This is a genomic window from Microbacterium murale, from assembly GCF_014635185.1.
In the GTDB taxonomy this organism is placed as follows: domain Bacteria; phylum Actinomycetota; class Actinomycetes; order Actinomycetales; family Microbacteriaceae; genus Microbacterium; species Microbacterium murale.
The window spans coordinates 518,649-537,922 of the sequence record NZ_BMCM01000001.1; the positions used below are offsets into that span (position 1 = coordinate 518,649).

Genomic DNA, 19,274 nt, shown 5'->3' on the forward strand with positions numbered 1-19,274 from the left:
ACCTGGTCGCCAGTTCACCCTCCTGGGCAGTCGCATTCGCTGCCGCTGTAACACTGGCAGTGCAATGGCTGGAAATCCGCTTCTGTCACGGTGGCGCGCACGTCCAGCTCCTCAAAGGGGATGGGGTCGCCGTGTCGCTCGAAGAAGTTTTCTACGTCGCTGAGCCGGTGCCCCTGGCCGTCCGAGCAGTCGGCCGGGCCGGTGTGGATGGCCGACTCGGTCGTGGGGAATCGAAGCGTGAAGCACACCGTCGCGTTACGGGATTCGTAGAACCATCCGCCGCCAGTGCTCGCACCGGCACTCGTCGCGAGTGTCAGTGTCGCCGCGTCGGGCGAAGAGGCGACTCCCAGGAGCGTGTAGGCGCCTTCACCCACCGCGAATGCAGGGTCTCCGTACGCTGGTCTCGCGTCGGACACGAACGAAATCCCCGGGAGGGTTCCTTCCGGGTCTGTAGCCAGCGCCCCCCTGAACTGCCACAGATCGTCTTGCGCGCTTTCGATCATGGAGGCGAGGCTGCCTTTCAATCTGTCGTCGAGCGATGGCATCATCAGGCTCGTCGAGCAGCCCGCTGTGGCCGTGATCACTCCCCCGAGCACGGCGAGAACGAGCATGCGCCGCGCCACAATCATTATTAGTCGCACGGTTCCATTCATGCTGATCGGGTCTCCTCCCGCTGAAGCGGCCGGCGTCAGCCTTGTCCAGGCGCGCCCCACGTGCCGCCACCGGGAGGTGTCGCACAGACGGCGGAATCGGTGAGAGCGGCGACTTCTGCGCGGACGGCAACGCCGTCATCCATTCTCGCCAGGGTGTAGACGACTCCTTGATACGTCCCGTCGGCAGGTGTGTAGCCGACGGTCACTCCGTCGATGTCCTGATCGTCCGGCCAGGGTCCGACTGCCGTCGTAACAAGATCGCCGGTGGGATTGGACATCAGCCAATTGGCGGCCGCCGCGACAGTCATGTTCGGAATCGTCCAGAAGGCTTCCAGTTCTTCGACGGGCTCGCATACCCATCCCGTGTAGGAACTGAAAGCGAACGGGGAAGACTGCGATCGAACAGCCCCGGACGGCAGGGCAGCGGCATCCAGCCATGCCTGAGCCTGCGCCTGTGCCGCGGGGTCGGAGGCAGACTGCGGCTCACCCGTGGAGGGCGCTGCCGTCGATTGGGGTGGAGGAGACGACACCGCCGAGGCGCAACCGACAACTCCTATTACGATCACCGCCATGGCTGATGCAATCGGCAGAACCTTTCTGCTTCGAATCATCATCTCCCCCTGTTAGCAGTCACCCCACGAGAGCTCGGCAGCGCGTCGAGCGCCCGCGTCTCAATGTAGCGAGAGCATACGGCACGCACGAGCGAGTCGTGGCCCCACCCATCACCATCCTCGCGGTACTTGCCAGCCGAAAGCGTTCGTCCGTTGACCAGTACGGCGAGCGTTTACGGCAGACTCCCGAGCTCCGCCCAGAGACCGCACCGAGACGATCGTTTCCGGCGGGCTACCCGTGACTCAAAGTGCAGTCGGATTCGTCGTGTCGGCGAATGCTTGATCCATGGCTTCATTGTGGAGTAGGCGTCGAAAACTGCAACGGATGCCGCTTCCTGGAGCGCGGACAAAGTTCTTCAGAAAACTTTTCTGATCAGCCCGTTTTTCGGCTCGGAATGTCGGTGGCCCTCGGTTGAATAGGAGGTATGAACAGCATTGTCACTCACCTCGAAGACCTCGACAGGTCTCTCGCTGAGGCGAGTCGTGATGCGTTCGGTCGCGAAGAGATTCCCGATCTTGCGGATGCCGAGATCGCCGCGCTTCTTGAACTGAGCGGCAGCATCCACAAACGAATCGAGGGTCTGCAGGTTGAGGCGGCCGTCCAGGTGCTCGAACGGTCTGCGCCGATGCGCGACGACAAGCTCACGGCGAAGTACGGATGGTCACGGCCGGTCGACCTCGTGCGGGTGCTGACACGCAGTGAGACGCGCGATGCGAATCGCGTGATGAAGGTCGCCAGGTTGTTGAGCCGGGCTCGGGGGATATCGAACGGCGAGTTCCTTCCCGCGCGTTACCCCGCACTGCGCGAGGCGATGGTGACAGGATCGGTCGGCGTTGCCGGTCTGCTCGCGGCGATGGAACCGCTGGAGCAATCCCGCCGCCGAATCCTCGACGACGAACGACTGGAGGCCGACCGGCAGCTCGCCGACGTCGCTCGTGGGATCAGCCGCAGCGCAGACGGCGGTGTGAGCATCGGCCCGCTGCCCACACCGGAAGACCTGCGGATACTGTCGCAAGTGCTCGCCGCTTACCTCGATCCTGATGGTGCAGAGCCATCCGACGAGATCGGCGCGCGCGCCCGGAGTCTTACGCTCGGACGGGAGCGCGACGGCAGTGTGCCTCTGCGCGGAAATCTTCTCCCCGAAGTGGCCGGTCAATTGAAGTTGCTGCTGGACAGCATCCTCAATCCTCGAGTCGATGGGCCAGATGATCCGACGACCGGAGTGCACTTCACCGAGAGCGCCGACGAAGAGACGACTCCGAACGGCGATCCGCATACCGACTCGATGTACCTCGACCAGCGGACCAGAACGCAGAAGATGCACGATGCCTTCGCGATGATCATCAACGGCGCTGCGCGTGCGGGCGAGTTCCCGCAGATCGGTGGTGCGTCGCCGACCCTCGTGGTCACCGTCAGTGCTGAAGACTACGCAGCGGGCAGCGGGTGGGCAACGGTGCTGAACACCGGCGACCGAATCCCCTCGCGCGTGGCCGCGCAGACCGGGTGCTCCGGCGGCATCCAGCGCGTGCTGTTCGATGAGAACGGTCGGATCGCCGCCCTCGGCACTTCCGCGCGCATCTTCAACGCCCTGCAGCGCCGGGCGATCACCCTTCGTGACGGCGGCTGCATCATCCCCGGCTGCACGGTGCCGGCATCCTGGTGCGAGATCCATCACGTCACCGAGCACGCCGACGGTGGCCCCACCCATACCGACAACGGCGCACTGCTGTGCTGGTGGCACCACCGCAATCTCCACCTCTCGGAGTGGCGGATCCGTATGAACCGCGGCGTCCCCGAGATCAGAGGACCGCTGTGGTGGGATCGCGAGCAGAGATGGCATCCGGCCGGACTCCCGCGACCGCGCGCTCGAGAACGCGCAGGATGACGGTCGCCCCGACTCGGAGTGATGCGCGAGCCGTGCGCATGTGAGACAATTACTGAACGTACGGTCAGTAATAACGTACCGCGACGAAGGAGTCGGGATGACCACCGCACCGGAAGCCCCCAAACCGGACACGATCAGCGACGAGCAGCGCCGTTTCGACGAGATCATCGCCGCAGACTCGCGCATCGAGCCGCGCGATTGGATGCCGGATGCCTACCGTCGCGCGCTGATCCGCCAGATCGGTCAGCATGCGCACTCCGAGATCATCGGCATGCAGCCCGAGGGCAACTGGATCACGCGCGCCCCGAGCCTGAAGCGCAAAGCCATCCTGATGGCGAAGGTGCAGGATGAAGCGGGTCACGGGTTGTACCTGTACTCGGCCGCGCAGACTCTCGGCGCCACGCGCGATGAGATGACCTCGCAGCTCATCGAGGGCAAGGCGAAGTACTCCTCGATCTTCAACTACCCCACCCCGACATGGGCTGACATGGGCGCGATCGGCTGGCTCGTCGACGGCGCCGCGATCTGCAATCAGGTGCCACTGTGCCGCGCCTCATATGGGCCGTATGGGCGGGCGATGATCCGTATCTGCAAGGAGGAGTCGTTCCACCAGCGGCAGGGCTTCGAGATCCTGCTGGCACTGATGCAGGGAACGGATGCGCAGCGCAGGATGGCGCAGGATGCCGTGGACCGCTGGTACTGGCCGAGCCTGATGATGTTCGGTCCTCCGGACGGCGACTCCCCCAACTCGGCGCAGTCGATGGCGTGGAACATCAAGCGGTTCTCGAACGACGAACTGCGCCAGCGCTTCATCGGGATGCTGATGCCGCAGGCCGAGGCGCTCGGGATCACGCTTCCGGATCCGGAGCTGCACTTCGATGAGGAGACGCAGCAGTACGTCGGCGGCGAGATCGACTGGGCCGAGTTCTTCGAGGTGCTCGGCGGCAACGGACCGATGAACGCCGAACGACTGCGGGCCCGGCGCGAAGCGCACGAGGACGGCGCCTGGGTGCGCGAGGCGGCCGCGGAGTACGCGCGCAAGCAGGCCGCCCGGAACTCGAGCTCGAAGGAGGCCGCGTGATGGTCAGCACCGAGACCGCCGCCGAGACCTGGCCGCTGTGGGAGGTCTTCGTCCGCGCGAACCGCGGCATGAGCCACGTGCACGCCGGATCCCTGCACGCGCCGGATGCCGAGCTCGCTGTGCGCAACGCCCGCGACCTGTACACGCGCCGCGGGGAGGGCACCTCGATCTGGGTCGTGCCGGCGGATGCCATCACGACGAGCGATCCGGACGCCAAGGGTTCGTTCTTCGAGAGCCCTGCGGGCAAGAACTACCGCCACGCGGTGTACTACACGGCGTCCGAGGGGGTGCCGCACCTATGAGTGATTCCCGTCCACTTCCGCACGTCACCGTCGACGAGCTCTACCTCGCCGCCGAACTCACGGGCGACTCCAACGCCACCGCGACTCCCGCCGTCGCCGAGTACGCGCTCTGGCTCGGCGACGACGCGCTGATCCTGTCGCAGCAGCTCGGCGGATGGATCGCCCACGCGCCCGAGCTCGAAGAAGACGTCGCGCTCGGCAACATCGCCCTCGATCTGCTCGGCCATGCGCGATCGCTGCTGCACTATGCCTCTACAGCTTGGGCGGGCACAGCCGATGGCCGTAGCGAGGACGACCTGGCGTACTTCCGTGACGAGCCCGAGTTCCGCAGCGCGTGGCTGTTCGAGCAGCCGAACGGAGACTTCGCGCAGACGATCGCACGGCAGCTCGCGGCATCCGCCTACATGTTCGAGCTCTATTCGGCGCTGCGCACGTCCGAGGATGCGACGCTCTCCGCGGTCGCCGAGAAGGCGCTGAAAGAGGTCGACTACCACCGCGACCACGCCGTGCAGTGGACGCTGCGCCTCGCCGGCGGCACCGAGGAATCGCGACGCCGGATGATCCGCGCGGTCCGCGATGTCTGGCCGTACGTCGACGAACTCTTCCGCGACGAACCGTTGATCGACGAACTCGACAGCATCGCGGTTCGCCCGTCGACGCTGCGGGCAGGATTCGACACGGCGATCGCCGCGGTCTTCGCCGAGGCGGAACTCGAGACTCCCGATGTGAAGGCATCGTCCGGCGGCGGGCGGCGCGGCAGCCACTTCCCCGCCATGGGGCACCTCCTCGCCGAGATGCAGGTCTTGGCCAGACAGCATCCGGGGGCATCATGGTGAGCACTGCCACCACGCGCCGCGAGCACGTCTGGGCGGTCGCCGCCACGGTGACCGACCCGGAGATCCCCGTCCTCACGATCGAGGATCTCGGCGTCCTCCGCGATGTCACGCTCGACGGCAGCCGAGTGATCGTGACGCTGACCCCGACGTACAGCGGATGCCCCGCGCTCGACGCGATGCGCGACGACGTGACCCTCGCGCTCGCCGCCGCCGGGTTCGACGACGTCGAGGTGCGCACCACCCTGTCGCCGGCGTGGACGACGGACTGGATGACGGATGCCGGCAAGCAGAAGCTCCGCGACTACGGCATCGCCCCGCCGCACGCGCGTGCCGCACTCGGGCAGGGGCCGATCCGGTTGCAACTGGCGGTGAAGTGCCCGCGCTGCGGCTCGCTCGACACCCGCGAGATCGCCCGCTTCGGTTCGACGTCGTGCAAGGCGCTCTTCGAGTGCCGCGCATGCCTCGAGCCCTTCGACCACTTCAAAGTGCTGTGAACACGACCACGCGCCGCCGAGGGCGCTTCCACGAGCTCACCGTCTCCGACGTGCGACCGCTGACGGCGGAGAGCATCGAGGTCACGTTCGCGGTGCCGCCGGAATTGCAAGGCGAGTACGACTACCTCCCTGGCCAGTACGTGGCGCTCCGCGCGCACGTCGAGGGGCATGAGGTGCGCCGCAGCTATTCGATCTGCCGACCGCCGACCTCCGGCAGCATCAGTGTCGGCATCAAGCGCGACCGCGGCGGCCTGTTCTCGGTCTGGGCGCACGAGCACCTGAAGCCCGGCGACCGCATCGAGGTGATGAGTCCCGAGGGCACCTTCACCACGAACCTGCCCGACCTCGACCATGCGCACATCGCGGGCATCGCGGCGGGCTCGGGCGTGACGCCGATGATGGCCCTCGCCTCCCACGTGCTGGCGTCGTCGCCGACCGCGCAGTTCAGCCTCGTCTACACGAACCGTGCCACGCAGGATGTCATGTTCCTCGACGACCTCGCGGATCTCAAGGACCGCTACCCCGCACGCCTCGCCCTGCACCACGTGCTCTCCCGCGAGCAGCGCACGGCCCCGCTGCTCTCCGGACGCATCGATGCAGACAAGCTCAACGCCATCTTCGACGATCTGCTGCCCCCGGCGACGGTCACGGAGTGGTTCCTGTGCGGGCCGTTCGATCTCGTCGGTCTCTGCCGCGAGACGCTCGAGGGTCGGGGGGTGCCGCACGACAGCATCCGCTTCGAGTTGTTCACGAGCGATGCCGACGGCCCGCGCATCGATCGCGGACGCCCCGTCGTCATCGGCGAGGGCGACGAGACGCGGCGCATCGAGTTCACCCTCGACGGGCTTTCCTCAACCGTGGAGTCGCCGGTCGCGGCGAACGAGGCGATTCTGGATGCTGCGCTGCGGGTGCGCGGCGATGTGCCGTTCGCGTGCGCCGGTGGCGTCTGCGGCACGTGCCGCGCGCGGCTGCTCGAGGGTGAGGTGCGCATGACGCAGAACTACGCGCTCGAGCCCGACGAGATAGAGAGCGGTTACGTGCTGACCTGCCAGTCCCACCCGACGACCTCGAGTGTCGTCGTCGACTACGACGCGTGATCCGACCCCACGCGTGACCCACGAGAGACCGGAGCGAACATGATCGACCTGACCATCGCCGACGACGTCGCCCACGTGGTGTTGAACGCTCCGGACAAGCGCAACGCGCTCGACGTCGAGGCGCTGACAGAACTCGGCGAGGCGTACGACGCCGCCGAGGCCGCCGGCGTGCGCGCTCTCGTGCTGCGCGGCGAAGGCCCCGGATTCTGCGCCGGACGCGACATCGCCGGGGTCGATCCCGCCACAGACGACGTGACCGGATACCTCGACGGGCTCGTCGCTCCCCTGCTGAAGAGGATGTCGGCGTTCCCCGCACCCACGTTCGCCGCCGCGCACGGCGCATGCCTCGGCGTCGGACTCGGCCTGCTGATCGCCACAGACGTCGTGTACGTCGCCGATACCGCGAAGATCGGCTCCCCGTTCGCCGCGCTCGGCGCGACGCTGGACTCCGGCGGGCACGCCCTGTTCTTCGAGCGGCTCGGAGCGCACAAGACCCTTGATCTCATCTACACCGGGCGCCTCATGAGCGGCACGGAGACGGTGCAGTCGGGGCTGTTCTCGCAGGTGCTGCCGGCAGCCGACGTCGTCGCAGCGACGGAGGCCGCGGCATCCCGCGCCGCCACCGGTGCGACACAGGCGTTCCTCGCCAGTAAGCGCCTCGTCACCCGACTGCGCGACGAGCGCCTCGCGCTGTGGGATGCCGTTGCCGAAGAGAACGCGAACCAGGCCTCGCTGCGCGACACCGTGGACTATCGCGAGGGCTTCGCCGCGTTCCAGCAGAAGCGGCCGCCGGAGTTCACGGGGAAGTAGCCCTCGGCCGCGAGGCATCGTCGCCCGCGTGAGACGTCATCGCCGGCGTGAGACACCACGCCGGGTGTGGTGTCTCACGCGGGAAGTGACGTCTCGGCGGGTGAGCGGCCGGGGGTGCGCGACAGCACGACGCCGATGATCGCCGTCGTGACAGTGCCCAGCCAGCCGAGAAACGCGACGAGCACGGCGCCGGCGAAGATGTCCGACGACGCGTTGCTGCTCATCCATCCCCAGGTCGAGAGCACGGAGCCGAACGGAGGCGAATCCCCGCCGTCGACGATCGTGAACATCATCACGAGCAACGCGGCCCAGGTCACCCAGCTGGCGATGTTGTAGGACAGGCGGGTGCTGCGGGCGACCTTCGCATCGCGGTCGAAGACGACGATGATCGGCGCGATGTACATCGCGATCGTGACGAACGGCACCGCGAGGATCCCGAATGCGGCCAACCACCCCAGCGGAGCTCCGAACAGGGCCCGCCCCCACAGCACGAGCAGCGGCAGCAGCACCGGGGCGATCCAATGGAAGACGCGAACGAACCGACCGGAGAGTCTCATACGGCCACCGTAGCGGAGCGCGCTTCGCCCTCCCGAGACACCCGCGCCGAAGCCCCTCTCTAGCGTCCGCGCCCCACCTGATTCACGCGTGTCAAGAGGGGCGTCGGCGACCACGAGGGGCCTCGACGAATGGTGCCGTCGCGGTCACTCCGAGGTCAGCACCAGCCCTGAGCCATCCGCGGCCATGTCGACCCGCACAGAGTCGCCGTCGCGCACTCCGCCCGAGAGCAGCGCCGTCGCCAGCTTGTTCTGCACCTCGTTCGTGATGAGCCTGCGCAGCGGACGCGCCCCGTACACCGGGTCGTATCCGCGCTCCGCGAGCCACGATCGGGCATCCGGCGTGACCGCGAGCGTGAGCCGGCGTTCGCGCAGCCGGGTGTGCAACTGGTCGATCGCGAGCTCGACGATCTGGGCCAGGTCGTCCTGTGTGAGCGCCTGGAAGATCACGATGTCGTCGAGACGGTTCACGAACTCCGGCTTGAAGGACTGACGCACCAGCGCCATGACGCTCTCGCGCTTGTCCTCGAGCGAAAGCATCGGATCGATGAGGATCGGCGAGCCCAGGTTCGACGTGAGGATCAGGATGACGTTCGAGAAGTCGACCGTGCGTCCCTGTCCATCCGTCAGACGGCCGTCGTCCATGACCTGCAGCAGCACGTCGAAGACCTCGGGGTGCGCCTTCTCGATCTCGTCGAGCAGCACGACGCTGTACGGGCGACGCCGGACGGCCTCGGTGAGCTGACCGCCCTGCTCGTAGCCGACATATCCCGGAGGAGCACCGACGAGCCGTGAGACGGTGTGCTTCTCGCCGTACTCCGACATGTCGATGCGCACCATGGCGTGCTCGTCGTCGAACAGGAACTCGGCGAGCGCCTTGGCGAGTTCGGTCTTTCCCACGCCGGTCGGACCGAGGAACAGGAACGATCCGGTCGGGCGACCTGGATCGCTGATGCCCGCACGAGAGCGGCGCACAGCATCCGACACCGCCTGCACGGCGTCCTTCTGGCCGATCAGTCGCTTGCCGAGCTCGGACTCCAGGTGCAGCAGCTTCTCGGTCTCGCCCTGCAGCAGTCGCCCGACGGGGATGCCGGTCCACGCTGCGATGACGCCGGCGATGTCTGCTTCGGTGACCTGGTCGCCCACCATGCGGCCTTCGCCGTCCTCGGACTCTTCGGACTGCTCGGCCGCGATCAGCTCGCGCTCCAGCGCCGGGATGTCAGCGTACAGCAGCCGAGACGCCTTCTCGAGGTTGCCCTCGCGCTGCGCGCGTTCGGCGTCGCTGCGCGCGGCATCCAGTCGGGTCTTCAGATCGCCGACCTTGTTCAATGAGGCGCGCTCGCGCTCCCACCGCTCCTGCAGCTCGCCGAGTCGCGACTGCTCTGCGGCGAGGTCTTCGCGCAGAGTGGCGAGCCGCTCCTTCGAGGCGGCGTCCTTCTCCTTCTTGAGCGCGAGCTCTTCGAGCTTCAGCCGGTCGACGTGCCGGCGCAGCTCATCGATCTCGACGGGAGCCGAGTCGATCTCCATGCGCAGGCGGGATGCCGCCTCGTCGATCAGATCGATGGCCTTGTCCGGCAGCTGGCGCGAGGGGATGTACCGGTTGGAGAGAGATGCCGCGGCGACCAGCGCGCTGTCGGAGATCGCGACCTTGTGGTGCGCCTCGTAGCGCTCCTTGAGCCCGCGCAGGATCGCGATGGTGTCCTCGACGGTGGGCTCGCCGACATAGACCTGCTGGAAGCGGCGCTCGAGCGCGGCGTCCTTCTCGATGAACTCGCGGTACTCGTTGAGCGTCGTCGCGCCGATCAGGCGCAGCTCACCACGCGCGAGCATGGGCTTGAGCATGTTGGATGCCGCGACCGAGCCCTCGCCGCCGCCAGCGCCCATCAACGTGTGCAGCTCGTCGATGAACGTGATGACCTGACCGTCGGACTCGGTGATCTCCTTGAGAACCTGCTTCAGGCGCTCCTCGAACTGGCCGCGGTACATCGCGCCGGCCACGAGGGCGGAGATGTCGAGCGTGATGAGCTCTTTGTCCTTCAGCGACTCGGCGACGTCTCCCGCGACGATCCGCTGCGCGAGGCCCTCCACGACAGCCGTCTTGCCGACACCCGGCTCACCGATCAGCACGGGGTTGTTCTTCGTGCGGCGGGTGAGCACCTGGCTGACGCGCCGGATCTCGCTGTCGCGCCCGATCACCGGATCGAGCTTGCCCTGACGCGCGCGATCGGTCAGGTTGATGCCGAACTGCTCGAGGGCGGACTGCTGGTCGTTTTGCTGCGGCTGTGCGGGGTTGGTCATCGTGTCCTCCTGGACTGCTCCTCTTCAAATGCGAGTGGTTCAAATGCGGGGTGACTCAAAGTTGAGTGCTGATGACTCAAGTTTACCTCAACTGCGTGTCTTCTGCACAGCATCCCAGAGCGCACGAGCGACGTGACGTTTCGACCCATCGGCCGTCGCGACGACCGCACCGCCGTCCCCGATGACCTCGATCGCGTTGTCGGCCTTCTCGAACCCGTGGTCGGCATCCGCGAGGTTGACCGCGAGCAGGTCGACGCCCTTCCGCTCGCGCTTGCGCCGGGCGCGTTCGCGCCGCTGCTCCGGGTCGGACAGCGTCTCCGCCGCGAAGGCCACGATCGTCTGCCCCTGCGGACGGGAAGCAGCGAGGCCGGTGACGATGTCCGGGTTCTCGACCAGGTCGATGCGGTCCAGGATGCCGGCCTCTTTGGTCAGTTTCTGATCCGATGCCTCGGCCGGCCGATAATCCGCGACGGCGGCCGCCATGATCACGACGTCGGCGGATGCCGCGGCATCCGTCATCGCCTCACCGAGCTGAGCGGCAGTGCCGACTGTGCGCACCCTGATACGTGGATGCCGCACCTCGGCGAGCACGTCGGCTGTGATGTTCGCGGCGACCAGGTCGACATCGCCGCCGCGAGCCGCGGCCTCGACGGCGAGCGCCACGCCCTGCCGTCCGCTCGATCGATTGCCGAGGAAGCGCACCGGGTCGATGGGCTCGCGCGTCCCGCCCGCCGAGATGACCACGCGCACTCCGGCGAGGTCCTGCGGCTCCAGGAGCGCGAGGGCGGCATTGACGATCTCGTCCGGTTCGAGCATCCGACCTGGGCCGGAGTCACCGCCGGTCAGCTCGCCGTCACCGGGGCCGAAGACATGCACCCCGCGCTCGCGCAGGGTCTGGATGTTCGCCTGGGTGGCCGGATGCCGCCACATCTCGGTGTGCATCGCGGGGGCGATCGCGACCGGTGCCGTCGTCGCCAGCAGCGTCGTGCCGAGCAGATCGTCGGCGAGCCCCGCGGTCATCTTCGCGATGGTGTTCGCAGTGGCCGGCGCGACGATCACGAGTTCCGCCGCTTGACCGAGCGCGACGTGCCGCACCTTCGCCACGTCATCGTGCACGCTCGTCGTGACGGGGTTGCGGCTGATCGCCTCCCAGGTCGGCGCGCCGACGAATCGCAGTGCGTCCTCGGTGGGGATCACGGTGACATCGTGCCCTGCCTTGATCAGCAGTCGAACGAGATGAACGCTCTTGTACGCGGCGATGCCGCCAGTGACTCCGACGACGATGTTCATGGTTCGATTCTGCCCTGTGTCGGCACGGTACGGGCGTGCGCGTCGAACGTTCAGGTGACGACCGCCGCCCCGGAGGCGTAACGTGACGGGACATGAGCACTTCTCCTCCGGTGTCCTCGACGCCAGCCATGGGATCCGCCGATAAGGGCTTCTTCGGCCACCCGCGCGCCCTCGCGCACATCTTCGGCGTCGAGATGTGGGAGCGGTTCAGTTTCTACGGCATGCAGGGCATCCTGCTCATCTACCTCTACTACTCGGCCACCGAGGGCGGCTTGGGCATGCCGGAGGCGGTGGCCGCCGGCATCGTCGGCGCGTACGGCGGCGCCGTCTACCTGTCGACGATCCTCGGCGCATGGATCGCCGACCGATTGCTCGGCGCAGAACGCGTGCTCTTCCTCAGCGCAATCGTCATCGTGGCTGGACACGTCGCGCTGGCACTGCTGCCAGGGTTCGTCGGGGTCGGCGTCGGCCTCATCCTCGTCGCCATCGGTTCCGGCGGGCTGAAGGCGACGGCCACCGCGGTCGTCGGCACGCTGTACTCCGCAGACGACACGCGGCGCGACGGCGGCTTCTCCCTCTTCTACCTCGGCATCAACCTCGGCGCATTCCTCGGCCCGCTGCTCACCGGACTGCTGCAGTCCACGATCGGTTTCCACTGGGGCTTCGGACTCGCCGCCGTCGGCATGACCGCCGGCCTCGTGCAGTACTCCTTCGGTCGTCGCGCGCTTCCCGACGAGGCGAGGAAGGTCTCGAACCCCCTGCCGCGGCGCGGATACCCGCTGGTCGGCGGCATCGCAGCCGCAGCGGTGGTCATCATCGTCGTGCTCGTCCTCACCGGGGTCATCCGCGCCGACAACCTGGCGCTGGTCGTCATCATCACGGTCATCGCCGCGACGATCGCGTACTTCGCCGTGATCCTCGGCAGCCGCAAGGTCACCTCCGAGGAACGCAGTCGCGTGTGGGCGTTCGTGCCGCTGTTCCTCACCTCGGTGGCGTTCTGGTCGCTGTACCAGCAGCAGTTCACGGTGCTCACCGTCTACTCCGACAAGCGCCTGAACCGCGACCTGTTCGGCTGGGAGATGCCGGTGTCGTGGGTGCAGTCGATCAACCCGGTGTTCATCATCGTGCTGTCGGGCGTCTTCGCCTGGCTGTGGACGCGACTCGGCAGCCGCCAGCCGTCGACACCCGTGAAGTTCGGCCTCGGTGCGATCGTCATGGGCGGAGCCTTCCTGCTGTTCCTGCCCTTCGCCGGGGGTGGCGAGAACTCCACGCCGCTGCTCGCGATCATCGGCATCCTGTTCGCCTTCACGGTCGCCGAACTGCTGCTCTCCCCCGTCGGTCTGTCCGTGACGACCAAGCTCGCCCCGCAGGCGTTCCACACGCAGATGGTCGCGCTGTTCTTCCTGTCCGTTTCTCTCGGCACGGCCCTGGCCGGTCAGCTCGCGGTCTTCTACGATCCGACGAACGAGGTGCCGTACTTCCTCGTACTCGGACTCATCGCAGCGGCAGTCGGCATGGCGATGCTGCTCGGAGCCAAGCCGGTCCTGCGCCTGATGAAGGGCGTGCGGTAGCGATCCGTCCGGCATCCGGCAGCGCCTAGACTCGTTCGCGTGTGCACCGTCGTGATCGATGTCGCTGAACCAGGAGGGTCGCGACTGCTTGCGGTCCGCGATGAAGATCCGGAGCGCGAGTGGGATTCACTCGGCGAATGGTGGCCGGAGACGTATCAGGGCGTGGTCGGCATCCGCGATCGTCGCGCGGGCGGAGCGTGGCTCGCCGCGGATCCGAGAACAAGGCGACTCGCCGTGCTGCTCAACCGGGCCGACACCCTCGATCTTCCCGAGGATCAGGTGCTCACCCGCGGCAGCCTCGCGCTGGAGTCCGTCGCCGGCCGCTCGCCGTCGGCGCCGTTGCGGATGCATGGGTTCAACCTTCTCGAGGTCGGGCCGGATGCTGCGCGCGTGCTGTCGTGGGACGGTGAGAGCCTGACCGAGACCCCAGTGCCGACAGGCGTGCACATGATCGCGCACGACGGACTCGATGACCCGGCGACCGCGCGCATCGCCAGATGGCTGCCCGAGTTCCGAGCTCACGCCGCCAAGTCGGACGATTGGGATGCTGAGTGGACCGCACTGCTCGCGACATCCGCTGCTCTCGACCCCACCGACGACGCGGCGATCATCCGCGACAACCGCCCGCACGGCTATCCGACGCAGTCGCTGCTGTACTGCATCGCCGCCGTCGACCACGCGGCGCTCGACGTGCGCCAGACGACGCTGCCGGCGCCGGGACACTGGTTGCACGCCGAAGGCTGAGGCGTTCAGGCGGCGGGTTCATCCACGCACGCGAACTTCGCGCGATACGCCGTCGGCGTGGTGGCCAGTACCCGCGCGAAGTTCTGCCGCAGCACGGCAGCCGAACCGAAGCCGCACTCGACGGCGATCGCGTCCAACCCCAGATCGGAGCGCTCGAGTAGACGCTGCGCCTGGATGATGCGCTGCCTGGCCAACCACGCCGCCGGGGTCGCACCGTGCTCCGCCTTGAACCGGCGGGCGAAGGTGCGCGGAGACATGTGCGCGCGTGAGGCGAGCTGATCGACGGTCAACTCCTCACGGAGGTTCCCGATCGCCCAGTCCGTCACGACGGCGAGCGAGTCGCTCTGCGCGACAGGCAGCGGACGATCGATGTACTGCGCCTGGCCGCCATCGCGCTGCGGCGGCACGACCATACGGCGAGCGACGCGGTTGGTGAGCTCGGCACCGATCTCCTGCCGCAACAGGTGCAGGCACGCGTCGAGACCCGCAGCCGTACCAGCGCTCGTGATGATCCGCCCGTCCTGCACGAACAGGACATCGGGATCGACGTCGACCTCGGGGAACATCGCCGTCATCGTGTCGGCGTACATCCAATGCGTCGTCGCCCGGCGGCCGTCGAGTACACCTGCCTGTCCGAGGATGAACGAACCGCTGCAGATGCTGAGCAGCCAGGCACCCCTTGCGTCTGCATCGCGCACCACATCGAGGATGCGAGGGTCGGTGGCGCCCCACCACGTGCGAGGGATCGGGCTGACGACGACGAGATCGGCCTCGTACGCGAACGAGAGGTCTTCCTCGACGTTGATGGAGAAGCCGAGCTTCGAGGCGACCTCGCCCGGTTCGGCGGCGACGACGCGGAAGTCGAAGTTCGGCACACCGTCATCGGTGCGATCGAGACCGAACGCCTCGCAGGCGACCCCGAACTCGAACGGCGAGAACCCGTCTTGAACGATGCAGGCGACGGTCTTCATGGCACTCCTTCACGTGTGAACCTGACGATCACAGTTTGGCAGTTTTTCATTGATGCATGTCCATCCTGCCACTCGTGGCATGAAAACACCAGGCGTAGCATTTCTGCCATGTTCATCATCATCCTTCTCGCAGCGCTCGCCCTCAGCGGCCTCGTCGCGACCTTCGTGGAATTGCGTCGGGACGGCTTTCGACCAGTCGCGACGGACTGGACGCGCGTCGCCGAGCGCGACAGCATCCAGAACGCGGAGTCCGCTCCGATCTACCGCTGACGCGCGGGCGACGGATAGGCTCAACGCCATGAGCGACCCGCAGCAGAGCCCGGTTCCGCCCTACGCTCAGAGCGCGGGTCAGCCGCCGCAGCCGGCCTATCCGCCGCAGCCGACCACGAGCGGGGCGCCGGCGCCGAGTGCGCAGCACTACTACCAGGGCGGTGCCCAGCCGCCCCAATACTCCCAGCCTCAGTACGCGCAGCCGCAGTACGGGCAGCCCGCGTACGCCTCGGCCGCATCCGGCAGGGCCGACACCAACACTCCAGGCCGGATCGGCTTCATCGTCGGGCTCGTCGGGCTGGCCTTCAGCCTGCTGACGAACGTCATCATCCAGATCATGATCCGCTCGGCCGGCTATCAACTGATCGGCCTCGTCAGCGGCGCGCTGTCGGTGATCACCTTCCTCGCAGCACTGACGGCACTCATCCTCGGCATCATCGGACTCCGTCGGGCCGGCGAACCTCATGGACTCGCGGGAATCGCGACAGGACTCGGCGGCGCGGGCGTCGTCGGCGCGGGATTCAGCTTCATCCTCAACGCGGTCAGCTCGTTCCTCTACTTCTGAGGAACGGCGCGCGGCGCTCTCAGCGCTCCGCGAGCACGCGTTCGTAGAGCTCGATCATCGCCGCCGTGCGAGACGACTGGCGGAAGGCCGCTGCGACGTCCGGATCGGGCGACGGCGCGTTCCCTGCTGCGATGTCGGATGCTGCGCGCTGAAGCGTCTCGGCGAGCGCGGTGACCGACGCATCCGGCACTGCCCACAGGCCGCCGCGCAGTTCGCCGGCGATGTCCGGATCGCTGACGACGGTCGGCGTGCCCAGCGTCGCCGCTTCGAACGGCGTCATGCCCTGCGTCTCGAATCCGATCGACGTCTGCACCACGGCATCCGCTGCGGCGATCCTGGCGAGAGTCTCGGCGTACGGCAGGCGACCGGCGAATCGGATGCCATCATGACCGCGGGCGATCTTCTCGGCGGCGCGCAACTGCCCGCCCCCGCCGATCACCTCGACATCGGCATCCACGCGCGATTCGACGACCGCCTCCAGGAACGGCAGCAGCCGCTTCTCCGGACTCATCCGCCCGAGCCACACGAAGCGCGGGCGCCGCGGGCGCGAGACATCATCCTCGTCATGAGACACCACGCCAGAAGCGGTGTCTCGTGCAGCTGCTGGCGTCTCGTCCACGACACGCGCAGCGAGCGTCTGCGCGAGCAGTTCGTCGTCGATGCCGTTCCACACCACGTCGACCCGATCGAAGACTCCGTGCTGCTCGAGCCGGCGCGCGAAGTGACCCGAGGGCGCAGTCACAGCGCTCGACCCCTGCGCGATGCCCCGCAGGAACGCCCAACCATCACTGCCGGCGATCGACTCACCGATGCCCCGCATCGCGGCCCGCCGCCAGAGGTTGAGCACGGCCAGCACCGGCCGGTGCAGCGGGGTGACGGCGGCCATGCCGACGTCGACGCGATTGTGCATGGTGTGCACCACAGGGATGCCGTGGCGATGGGCGAAGCGATGCCCGATGAACGCCCCCCAGAAGTCGGCCTGCACATGCACGAGGTCGACGGGCGGTCGATGTGCGAACGCCAGATCGAGGAAGCGATCGGTGCGCCGCCCCGGCCACGACATCGAGTACTCGCGGTCGACCGTGATCGGCATCGAGGGCAGGTCCAGGTAACCGGCATCCGCAGCGCGCGGCAGATGCATCGCGGGGGCGACGACCGTCACCGTGTGCCCCGCGCGCTCAAGGTATCGTCGCTGCAGCCTCATCGACACCTGCGCGCCGCCGAGCGACTCCAGGTGCTGATCGCCGAAGAAGACGATGTGCATGGATCAGGCCGGCAGCGGTTCGTCGCGGTAGAGCGCTTCGAAGGTGTCGAGCGTGCGGTTGATGTCGTGCACGATGACGCCGTCGAGCGAGGCCTGCTGCATCCGCTCGTACTCGGCGGGCTCTGCCGTGAGCACGTCGGTGAGGCGTGCGGCGAGGTCTTCGGCGTTGCCCGGTTCGAACAGGTAGCCGTTCTCCCCGTCGTGCACGAGGTGCGGCAGCGCGACAGCATCCGCGGCGACGATCGGCAGCGCCGAAGCCATCGCCTCCATGGTCGCGATCGACTGCAGCTCGGCGATCGATGCGATCACGAACAGGCTCGCCCGCGAGAGCAGAGCGCGGAGTTCTTCGTCCGTGGTGCGGCCGTGGAACGTGACGCGGTCGGCGAGACCAAGTTCGGCCGTGAGTCGCTCGAGGTTCTTGCGCTGATCGCCGCCGCCGACGATGTCGAACGTCACGTCGAGCGCAGGATCGAGCTTCGTCATCGCCTGCAGGATGACCTCGACCTGCTTCTCGGCCGTGAGGCGGCCGACGAAGATGATGCGATTCTTCTCACGCGGGGCGACCACAGGTGTGTACTGGGTGCGATCGATGCCGCAGCTGATGGGGATGACGCCCTGCACCTCGACGGTGCGCTCGAGGAAGTCAGCGGCGCGACGGGTCGGCGTGGTGATCGCCCGCGTGAGGTCGAACGTGCGCTTGGCGTCAGCCCAGGCGAACTTCAGCACCAGATTGTCGACCCACTTCGGCAGGGTCGTGTGATCGAGGATGTTCTCGGCCATCACGTGGTTGGTGGCGATGATGGGGATGCCGCGCTCGTGGGCGATGCGGGAGAGACCACGACCGATCACGATGTGCGACTGGATGTGCACGACGTCCGGCTTGACCTCATCGAAGATGCTGCGCGTGTGGTGCTTCACGCGCCATGGCCACACGAACCTCAGCCAGTCGTGCGGCGCCCAGCGCACCGACGGCAGCCGGTGCAGCGTCATGGGCTCGCCCTCGATCACCTCGGTCTGGGGCTTCGCCCTGCGGTACTTCCGGTTCGGCGCCACGACGTGCACGTCGTGGCCGCGCTGCACGAGGCCTGCTGCCAGCCGCTCGGCGAAGCGTGCGGCACCGTTGATATCGGGGGCGAATGTGTCGCAGCCGATCACGATGCGCAGCGGTCGATCACTGCGGGGCGGGGCGGGCTCGGGGGCGCTCGACGGGGCGACCTTGTCGATCGGAGCGTCAGAGGAGGTCACGGATGGCAGCCTTACGGTACGCGTCGGGGAAGAGCCCGGTTCAGGGCGCTGGCAACTCTACCCGAGCGGTCTGCGGGCCTTAGGGAGGCCAGCCGCAGTCAGGGCGCCCGCGCAGGGTCATCCTCTACCGTGGTGACATGCGCATCGCCAGCTCCGCAGACCCGCAGCTCTGGATCCCCGTGACGGATTCCTTCGGATGGAAGGGCCGCCGTCACCGCAAGGCCGCATTGCGGATGCTGATGGGCAACGCCGTTCAGGCCGGCGGCGGCACGCCCGCCCGAGGAACGCGCATCGGCGCGTGGGCGATCAGCCAGCTGGCACCGGCCATGATGAAGCGCGCGGACGGCCGCGTTCTGGTGTGGACGTGGAAGGCCGAGCCCGAACTCGTCGTCGCGATGGCGACGACGCAGGAGCTGACGAACGACGTGCGCACGGCCCGGGCGATGATGCCGATGGAGTACGACGACACCGAGTCATTCCCCACCAGGCTCGGCGTCGGCGAGAAGCTCGTGATGTCCTTCCCCGAGCAGCCGTCCGCACCGCCGTTCGCCACCTACACGTGGGACACCGGAACGCACCTGGTGACGCTGACAGCGGTCGGCGGTTCCCGCGAGACGTTCGGCACGCTGATCCCTGCGCTGGACGACCTGGCCCGCAGCATCCGCATCGCTGACGACCTGGAAGGCGGCGAGGCACGCGACGTCCTGCGGATCGATCCCGCCTGATCGGATT

At 67.4% G+C, this 19,274-nt stretch carries 20 protein-coding genes; 12 read left to right on the forward strand and 8 right to left on the reverse strand.

Annotation, left to right across the window (positions count from 1 at the left end; translation table 11 throughout):
• Positions 1-14: 14 nt before the first annotated feature.
• Both IEV67_RS02490 and IEV67_RS02495 read right to left on the reverse strand, forming a co-directional pair.
• The gene (locus IEV67_RS02490; protein ID WP_188434952.1) at positions 15-653 is read right to left on the reverse strand and encodes a hypothetical protein; all 639 of its coding nucleotides are present in this window, start codon (positions 651-653) and stop codon (positions 15-17) included.
• Positions 654-688: 35 nt separating this feature from the next.
• Positions 689-961: a hypothetical protein gene (locus tag IEV67_RS02495; protein ID WP_188434953.1), complete on the reverse strand. Its 273-nt coding sequence runs from the start codon at positions 959-961 to the stop codon at positions 689-691.
• A 728-nt stretch (positions 962-1,689) separates the two neighbouring features.
• Here IEV67_RS02495 and IEV67_RS02500 point away from each other — a divergent pair.
• The 7 genes from IEV67_RS02500 to IEV67_RS02530 all read left to right on the forward strand — a co-directional run bounded on the left by IEV67_RS02500 (position 1,690) and on the right by IEV67_RS02530 (position 7,770).
• Positions 1,690-3,150 carry an HNH endonuclease signature motif containing protein gene (locus IEV67_RS02500; RefSeq protein ID WP_188434954.1) on the forward strand — a complete coding sequence of 487 codons (1,461 nt, stop codon included), beginning with the start codon at positions 1,690-1,692 and terminating at the stop codon, positions 3,148-3,150.
• A 97-nt stretch (positions 3,151-3,247) separates the two neighbouring features.
• Positions 3,248-4,231, forward strand: a complete 984-nt coding sequence (gene paaA / locus IEV67_RS02505) for a 1,2-phenylacetyl-CoA epoxidase subunit PaaA (RefSeq protein ID WP_188434955.1) — start codon at positions 3,248-3,250, stop codon at positions 4,229-4,231.
• Positions 4,231-4,533 carry a 1,2-phenylacetyl-CoA epoxidase subunit PaaB gene (gene paaB / locus IEV67_RS02510; protein ID WP_188434956.1) on the forward strand — a complete coding sequence of 101 codons (303 nt, stop codon included), beginning with the start codon at positions 4,231-4,233 and terminating at the stop codon, positions 4,531-4,533. The genes paaA and paaB overlap by 1 nt, the downstream gene beginning before the upstream one ends.
• Entirely contained in the window at positions 4,530-5,369 is an 840-nt protein-coding gene (gene paaC / locus IEV67_RS02515) for a 1,2-phenylacetyl-CoA epoxidase subunit PaaC (protein ID WP_188434957.1), read from the forward strand. Before paaB ends, paaC begins: the two co-directional genes overlap by 4 nt.
• Positions 5,363-5,863, forward strand: coding sequence for a 1,2-phenylacetyl-CoA epoxidase subunit PaaD (gene paaD, locus IEV67_RS02520; protein WP_188434958.1), 501 nt, complete (start codon positions 5,363-5,365; stop codon positions 5,861-5,863). The genes paaC and paaD overlap by 7 nt, the downstream gene beginning before the upstream one ends.
• Positions 5,827-6,960, forward strand: coding sequence for a 1,2-phenylacetyl-CoA epoxidase subunit PaaE (paaE, locus tag IEV67_RS02525; protein WP_188434959.1), 1,134 nt, complete (start codon positions 5,827-5,829; stop codon positions 6,958-6,960). The genes paaD and paaE overlap by 37 nt, the downstream gene beginning before the upstream one ends.
• Before the next feature lie 39 nt (positions 6,961-6,999).
• Positions 7,000-7,770, forward strand: a complete 771-nt coding sequence (locus IEV67_RS02530; protein ID WP_188434960.1) for an enoyl-CoA hydratase/isomerase family protein — start codon at positions 7,000-7,002, stop codon at positions 7,768-7,770.
• 74 nt (positions 7,771-7,844) lie between these two features.
• On the opposite strand, the gene IEV67_RS02535 is transcribed toward IEV67_RS02530, so the two are convergent.
• The 3 genes from IEV67_RS02535 to coaBC all read right to left on the reverse strand — a co-directional run bounded on the left by IEV67_RS02535 (position 7,845) and on the right by coaBC (position 11,912).
• Positions 7,845-8,327, reverse strand: coding sequence for a hypothetical protein (locus IEV67_RS02535; protein WP_188434961.1), 483 nt, complete (start codon positions 8,325-8,327; stop codon positions 7,845-7,847).
• A gap of 144 nt (positions 8,328-8,471) precedes the next feature.
• Positions 8,472-10,622 (reverse strand): ATP-dependent Clp protease ATP-binding subunit, encoded by a 2,151-nt coding sequence (locus tag IEV67_RS02540; protein WP_188434962.1) that lies wholly within the window; start codon positions 10,620-10,622, stop codon positions 8,472-8,474.
• 87 nt (positions 10,623-10,709) lie between these two features.
• Positions 10,710-11,912, reverse strand: a complete 1,203-nt coding sequence (coaBC, locus tag IEV67_RS02545; RefSeq protein WP_188434963.1) for a bifunctional phosphopantothenoylcysteine decarboxylase/phosphopantothenate--cysteine ligase CoaBC — start codon at positions 11,910-11,912, stop codon at positions 10,710-10,712.
• 92 nt (positions 11,913-12,004) lie between these two features.
• Between coaBC and IEV67_RS02550 the strand changes: the two genes are divergently transcribed.
• Together IEV67_RS02550 and IEV67_RS02555 are read left to right on the forward strand one after the other, a co-directional pair.
• Positions 12,005-13,483, forward strand: a complete 1,479-nt coding sequence (locus IEV67_RS02550; RefSeq protein ID WP_188434964.1) for a peptide MFS transporter — start codon at positions 12,005-12,007, stop codon at positions 13,481-13,483.
• 39 nt (positions 13,484-13,522) lie between these two features.
• Entirely contained in the window at positions 13,523-14,227 is a 705-nt protein-coding gene (locus IEV67_RS02555) for an NRDE family protein (protein ID WP_188434965.1), read from the forward strand.
• A gap of 5 nt (positions 14,228-14,232) precedes the next feature.
• Here the strand turns inward: IEV67_RS02555 and IEV67_RS02560 are convergent, their stop codons facing one another.
• Complete coding sequence (locus IEV67_RS02560; RefSeq protein WP_188434966.1) at positions 14,233-15,198, reverse strand: GlxA family transcriptional regulator; 966 nt, start codon at positions 15,196-15,198, stop codon at positions 14,233-14,235.
• Positions 15,199-15,306: 108 nt separating this feature from the next.
• On the opposite strand from IEV67_RS02560, the gene IEV67_RS02565 reads away from it, so the two are divergent.
• Both IEV67_RS02565 and IEV67_RS02570 read left to right on the forward strand, forming a co-directional pair.
• Positions 15,307-15,468, forward strand: a complete 162-nt coding sequence (locus IEV67_RS02565; protein WP_188434967.1) for a hypothetical protein — start codon at positions 15,307-15,309, stop codon at positions 15,466-15,468.
• A 28-nt stretch (positions 15,469-15,496) separates the two neighbouring features.
• Positions 15,497-16,033 (forward strand): hypothetical protein, encoded by a 537-nt coding sequence (locus IEV67_RS02570; RefSeq protein ID WP_188434968.1) that lies wholly within the window; start codon positions 15,497-15,499, stop codon positions 16,031-16,033.
• A gap of 19 nt (positions 16,034-16,052) precedes the next feature.
• Here the strand turns inward: IEV67_RS02570 and IEV67_RS02575 are convergent, their stop codons facing one another.
• Both IEV67_RS02575 and IEV67_RS02580 read right to left on the reverse strand, forming a co-directional pair.
• Positions 16,053-17,297, reverse strand: coding sequence for a glycosyltransferase family 4 protein (locus IEV67_RS02575; protein ID WP_188434969.1), 1,245 nt, complete (start codon positions 17,295-17,297; stop codon positions 16,053-16,055).
• Positions 17,298-17,300: 3 nt separating this feature from the next.
• Positions 17,301-18,542: a glycosyltransferase gene (locus tag IEV67_RS02580; protein WP_373284412.1), complete on the reverse strand. Its 1,242-nt coding sequence runs from the start codon at positions 18,540-18,542 to the stop codon at positions 17,301-17,303.
• Positions 18,543-18,679: 137 nt separating this feature from the next.
• Between IEV67_RS02580 and IEV67_RS02585 the strand changes: the two genes are divergently transcribed.
• Complete coding sequence (locus IEV67_RS02585; RefSeq protein WP_188434970.1) at positions 18,680-19,267, forward strand: hypothetical protein; 588 nt, start codon at positions 18,680-18,682, stop codon at positions 19,265-19,267.
• Positions 19,268-19,274 lie beyond the last annotated feature (7 nt).